This is a genomic window from Kitasatospora sp. NPDC057500, from assembly GCF_042802195.1.
Lineage (GTDB): Bacteria > Actinomycetota > Actinomycetes > Streptomycetales > Streptomycetaceae > Kitasatospora.
On the sequence record NZ_JBHVER010000322.1, the window covers coordinates 1 to 5,724 of the forward strand.

At 74.9% G+C, this 5,724-nt stretch carries 5 protein-coding genes; 4 read left to right on the forward strand and 1 reads right to left on the reverse strand.

Annotation, left to right across the window (positions count from 1 at the left end; translation table 11 throughout):
- Positions 1-97: 97 nt before the first annotated feature.
- Positions 98-1,891, reverse strand: coding sequence for an AMP-dependent synthetase/ligase (locus ACFU74_RS35505; RefSeq protein WP_380764264.1), 1,794 nt, complete (start codon positions 1,889-1,891; stop codon positions 98-100).
- A 341-nt stretch (positions 1,892-2,232) separates the two neighbouring features.
- On the opposite strand from ACFU74_RS35505, the gene ACFU74_RS35510 reads away from it, so the two are divergent.
- From ACFU74_RS35510 to ACFU74_RS35525, 4 genes are all read left to right on the forward strand, one after another.
- Positions 2,233-2,688, forward strand: a complete 456-nt coding sequence (locus ACFU74_RS35510) for an SRPBCC family protein (RefSeq protein ID WP_380764265.1) — start codon at positions 2,233-2,235, stop codon at positions 2,686-2,688.
- A gap of 34 nt (positions 2,689-2,722) precedes the next feature.
- Positions 2,723-3,895 carry an ArsA family ATPase gene (locus ACFU74_RS35515; protein ID WP_380764266.1) on the forward strand — a complete coding sequence of 391 codons (1,173 nt, stop codon included), beginning with the start codon at positions 2,723-2,725 and terminating at the stop codon, positions 3,893-3,895.
- Between the two features lie 268 nt (positions 3,896-4,163).
- Complete coding sequence (locus ACFU74_RS35520; protein ID WP_380764267.1) at positions 4,164-4,538, forward strand: DUF5304 family protein; 375 nt, start codon at positions 4,164-4,166, stop codon at positions 4,536-4,538.
- Positions 4,539-4,730: 192 nt separating this feature from the next.
- Positions 4,731-5,675 carry an ROK family glucokinase gene (locus ACFU74_RS35525; protein WP_380764268.1) on the forward strand — a complete coding sequence of 315 codons (945 nt, stop codon included), beginning with the start codon at positions 4,731-4,733 and terminating at the stop codon, positions 5,673-5,675.
- Positions 5,676-5,724: the final 49 nt, after the last annotated feature.

Here is a 5,724-nt window from a genome sequence, read left to right on the forward strand (position 1 = left end):
GGGGGCGGCGGGGGGGGGGGGGGGGGGTGGGGGGGGGGGGGGGCGCCCCCCCCCCCGGGGGGGGGGGGGGCCCCCCCCGACGGCTCGGGGGAGGCGGCTACTTCCGGTAGATCGCCTCGACGTCGGCCGCGAAGTCCTTCAGCACGACGTTGCGCTTGAGCTTGAGCGAGGGCGTCAGATGGCCGCTCTCCTCGGAGAAGACGGTGTCGAGCAGCCGGAACTTCTTCACCGCCTCGGCGTGCGAGACGGCCGCGTTTCCGTCGTCCACCGCGCTCTGCAGGGCGGCCAGCAGTTCGGCGTCCTCGCGCAGGTCGGCCACCGTGGCGCCGGCCGGCTTGCCGTTCAGCTCCTTCCACTTGGGGAAGAAGTCCTCGTCGACGGTGATCAGGCAGGCCACGAAGGGCTTGCGGTCGCCGACCACCATGACCTCGCCGACCAGGGCGTGCGCCCGGATCCGGTCCTCGATCACCGCCGGGGCGACGTTCTTGCCGCCCGCCGTGACGATGATCTCCTTCTTGCGGCCGGTGATGGTCAGGTAGCCCTCGTCGTCCAGCGAGCCGAGGTCGCCGGTGGCGATCCAGCCGTCCTTGAGGGTCTCGGCGGTGGCCTGCGGGTTGTTCCAGTAGCCGGTGAAGACGTGCGGGCCCTTGAAGAAGACCTCGCCGTCCTCGGCGATCCGCACCGAGGCGCCGGGGACCGGCTGGCCGACCGAGCCGATCTTCGGCTTGTCCCACGGGTTGAAGGCGGTGGCCGCGCAGGTCTCGGTCAGGCCGTAGCCCTCCAGCACGGTGAAGCCGATGCCCCGGTAGAAGTGGCCCAGGCGCTCGCCGAGCGGCGCGCCGCCGGAGATCGCGTGGGTGGCCCGGCCGCCGAGGGCGGCCCGCAGCTTGCCGTAGACCAGCTTGTCGAAGACGGCGTGCTTCAGCCTGAGCAGCAGCCCGGCGCCGCCCGCGTCCAGCGCCCGGCTGTAGGCGATCGCGGTGTCGGCGGCCTTGTCGAAGACCTTCCCCTTGCCGTCGGCCTGCGCCTTGGCCCGCGCCGTGTTGTAGACCTTCTCGAACACCCGGGGCACGCCCAGGATCAGGGTCGGCCTGAACGCGGCCAGCTCGGCGGTGACGTCCCGGATGTCGGAGACGTGGCCGAGCTTGATCGGGGCCATCGCCGGGGCGATCTCGGCGATCCGGGCGAGCACGTGGGCCAGCGGCAGGAAGAGCAGGACGGAGCTCTCGCCGGTGCGGAACAGCGGGGCCAGCCGCTCCACCACATTGCCGCACTCGGCCAGGAAGTTGCCGTGCGTCAGCTGACAGCCCTTCGGGCGTCCGGTGGTGCCCGAGGTGTAGACGATGGTGGCGATCGAGTCCGGGCCGGCCGCCGAACGGCGCTCGGTGACGGTGGCCTCGGCGACCCCGTGGCCCGACTCGGCCAGCGCGGCGAGCGCGGTGCCCTCGATCTGCCAGGTGTGCCGCAGCTCCGGCAGGCGGTCGCCGACCTCGGCGACCACCGCGCTGTGCGTCGCGGTCTCGGTGAACACGGCGACCGCCCCGGAGTCGCCGAGGATCCACTCGACCTGCTCGGCGGAGGAGGTCTCGTACACCGGCACGGTGATCGCACCGGCCGTCCAGATCGCGAAGTCCAGCAGCGTCCACTCGTACCGGGTGCGGGACATGATGCCCACCCGGTCGCCCGGCGCGATCCCCGCGGCGATCAGCCCCTTCGCCGCGGCGTGCACCTCCACCAGGAACTGGGCGGCGGTCAACTCCTGCCACCGGCCGTCCACCTTGCGGCTGAGCACCGCGACGTCGGGGTGCCGCTCGGCGTTCTGGACCACGATGTCGGAGAGGTTACCGCCGCTCGGTACCTGGTAGAGGGCCGGAAGGCTGAAGTCGAGCAAGACTGCTCCTCGTTCGCGACGCTGCGGGACGGCAGGACGTTACTGCCCGGTAGGCAGCTTCGACCAGGGGGGTCGGCTCCGGTGTTCGAAGTGTCACACCTTGACCCGTCCGACCAGGTCGGGACCGGGTCGTTCGAATGGCACCCTACGGCAGCCCGCGGGTGACCGGCCGGTAGCCGCCGGAGCGGCCCCGCACGGGCCGTCCGCGGCGCCGTCCGGGCCCCGTCCGGGGTGCACCGAAGGAGGGGCCGGATCACGGGGCGCGATAGCCTGCTCCGGGCGCACCCGGCCGAGCAGGCTCGGCCGGACCAGCAGCACGGGACGACGCGGAGGGCCATTCCATGGCGGAGCACACCAGGTCGAGCATCACCATCGACGCGACCCCGGCGAAGGTGATGGCCGTGATCGCCGACTTCGCCGCCTACCCGGCCTGGACCGGCGAGGTCAAGGAGGTCGAGGTCCTGGAGACCGCGGAGGGCGGCCGCGCCGCCCAGGTCCGGCTGGTGCTCGACGCCGGCGCCATCCGCGACGAGCACGTCCTCGCCTACACCTGGGACGGCGACCGCGAGTGCGCCTGGACCCTGGTGCGCAGCCAGATGCTCCGCTCGCTCGACGGTTCCTACACCCTGGCCCCGCTCGGCGCCGACCGCACCGAGGTCACCTACCAGCTGGCCGTCGACGTCAAGATCCCGATGCTCGGCATGATCAAGCGCAAGGCCGAGAAGGTCATCATCGACCGGGCCCTGGCCGGCCTGAAGAAGCGCGTCGAGGACACCGCCGCCGGCAAGGCGCTCTGAGCGCGGCGGCGCGGACGAACGGGGGCGGCACGGCATGACGGCGACACGCACCATCCTGGTCAGCGGCGACCACGCGGCACCCGCGGTGGCCGCCGCCACCGCCCTGCACGCCGCCCGGCGGGGCCGGCGCACCGTACTGCTGGCGGCCGACGACCCGCACCGCACCCTGGACGCCGCCCTGGGCGTGCGCCTGGAGCCCGGCCCCGCCGCGTACGCGCCCGGGCTGACCGTCGCCCGGACCGACGAGCAGGCCGCCTTCCGGCACGCCCTCGGCGAGATCGGCGGCCGGCTCAAGCCCGCCCTCGACCTGCTCGGCGCCGACCCGCTCGACCCCGAGGAACTCACCGCCCTCCCCGGCACCGCCCGGCTCGCCCTGCTGCGGGCACTGCCCGCGGCCGACGCGGACGTCCTGGTGGTGCTCGCCCCGCCGCCGGCCGACCTGATCGCCACCCTCGCCCTGCCCGAACAGCTGGAGCGCTACCTGGCCCGGCTGGTCCCCGAGCAGCGCCAGGCCGCCCGGGCGCTGCGCCCGCTGCTGGCCGGCCTCGCCGGGGTGCCGATGCCCGCCGACTGGCTGTACGAGGCGCGCGGCAAGGCCGTCGGCGCGCTCGCCGCCGCCCGCGCCGCGATCACCGCGCCCGGCACCAGCGTCCGCCTGGTCACCGCGGCCGACGCCCACCCCTTCGACGAGCTGCGCCGGATCCGCACCGGGCTGGCCCTGCACGGCCACCGCCCGGACGCCGTGGTGGTGCACGGCGTGCTGCCGGAGGCCGCGGCCGGCTCGCCGGACCCGTGGCTGGCCGCCCTGGCCCGCCGCCGCCAGGACGAACTGGCCGCGCTGGCCGCCGCCTGCGGCGACATCCCGGTGCTCACCACCGGGCCCGCCGAGGCCACCCCGGAGGCCGTCGCCGACCGCCTCTACGGCGCCGGTCCCGGCCCCGGGCCGCGCCCGGCCGGACCGTGGACCGTCGAGGACCGGCTGGCGTCGGACGGCCTGCTGGTGTGGCACCTCGCCCTGCCCGGCGCCGAGCGCGCCGACCTCGACCTCGTCCGGCGCGGCGACGAACTGGTGGTCGGCCTCGGCGCCCACCGCCGGGTGCTCGCCCTGCCCTCGGCCCTGCGCCGCTGCACCGTCGCCGGCGCGGGCCTGCACGAGGGCGTCCTCACCGTCCGGTTCGCGCCGGACCCCGCCCTCTGGCCCCGCTGACCTCCCCCACACGCCTGCGGGGCGCCCCGATTCGGCGTCGGCGCTCTCCCCGGCCCGGTGGCCGGGAGGCGCCCCCGTGCTCCGGCAGTCCCTCCCTTCGCCGGCCGCTCGTCACCTCTCTCCTTCGGCCCCCTCCTCGGGCACCGGCGCGCCGCTGCGGCTCGGGGCGCGGTCGCCCGCTCGGGCGTCCGGGGCCTCCGCCCGGTCCGGTAGCGTCGGGGCGGGTGGCCGCGGGCGCGGCCACCGCTGCTGAGGAGGCGTGCGCGAGATGACCACCACGGACCGGACCGAGCCCACCGCAGAGCAGGACGGGAGCCCGCACCCGTTCGGCCCGGAGCTGGGCCCGCTGGTGGACGAGGTGCGCCGGTTCGCCGCCGCCGTCGGCGGGAAGGCCCAGGAGGCGAGCGCCGAGACCCTGGTCTCGCTGGCCGGGCTGGCCGACCGCCTGCGGGAGAAGCAGCCCGAGGTGTACGGCCACCTCGCCGCCGCCGGCACCGGTCTGGCCGCCGCCGGCTCCGAACTGCTGGCCGCCTACCGGGCCGCCGTCGCCGGCCACGAGCACCGCTGGACCGCGGGCGGCCCGGCCCGCACCGAGCGGGTGGACCTGGACGACACGCCTGAAGGCCCGTCCGACAAGCAGTGAACCCCGGATGACCTCCGGGTCGCATTCCGGCTTCATCCTGTGATGCAACCGGTGAAAATGTACGACTTTTGAAGGGTCTCAGCCCAGTTGTTGTCGGATTGTCTTCGGTTAATGTAGGCGGAGGTGTGTACGGGGGCATGGTTGGGCGGTAGCGTTCCGTCCAGCGGGAACGAGTGAATAGCTGAGGGACACATGGCTCTGACCATCGGCGTCGACGTCGGCGGGACCAAGATCGCGGCAGGCGTGGTCGACGAGGCCGGCGAGATCCTGGCCCGGACCCGGGTTCCCACCCCGGCCGACCCGCAGTGGGCGGTCGACGCGATCGCGCAGGCCGTGCGCGAACTCAAGGAGCAGTACCCCGACGTGACGGCGGCCGGCATCGGCGCCCCGGGCTTCGTCGACCGCAACCGCTCCACGGTGATCTTCGCTCCCAACATCGCCTGGGAGGACGAGCCCCTGCGCGGCCGGATCGAGGAGCTCACCGGGCTTCCCGCGGTCATCGAGAACGACGCCAACTGCGCCGCCTGGGCCGAGTTCCGCTTCGGTGCGGGCATCGGCCACGAGGACATGGTGCTGATCACCGTCGGCACCGGCATCGGCGGCGGCCTGGTGCTGGACGGCCGGCTGCACCGCGGCCGGTTCGGCGTGGCCGGCGAGATCGGCCACCTCAACATGGTCCCGGACGGCCTGCCCTGCGGCTGCGGCGGCAAGGGCTGCTGGGAGCAGTACGGCTCCGGCCGGGCGCTGCGCCGCTACGGCCGTGAGCGCTCCGCCGCCGACCCGCTGCGCGGCAAGCGGATGCTGGAGCTCAACGACGGCGTCGCCGAGACGATCCGCGGCATCCACATCACCCAGGCCGCCGAGGAGGGCGACCCGCTCGCGCTGGAGTGCTACGCCGAGCTGGCCGACTGGCTGGGCCGGGGGATGGCGGACCTCGCGGCGCTCTTCGACCCGGGGGTCTTCGTGCTCGGCGGCGGCGTCTCCGACTCCGGCCGACTGCTGCTCGACCCGGTCGCCAAGGCGTTCGAGCACTACCTGACCGGCGGGGTGCACCGCCCGCGCGCCGAGGTGGTGCTCGCCTCGACCGGCTCCGCCGCCGGCATCGCCGGCGCGGCCGACCTGGCCCGCACGGTCTGACCCGCACGGTCCGCCCCGCGTACGGCTTCCGCTGCCCGCCCCTCCGCCC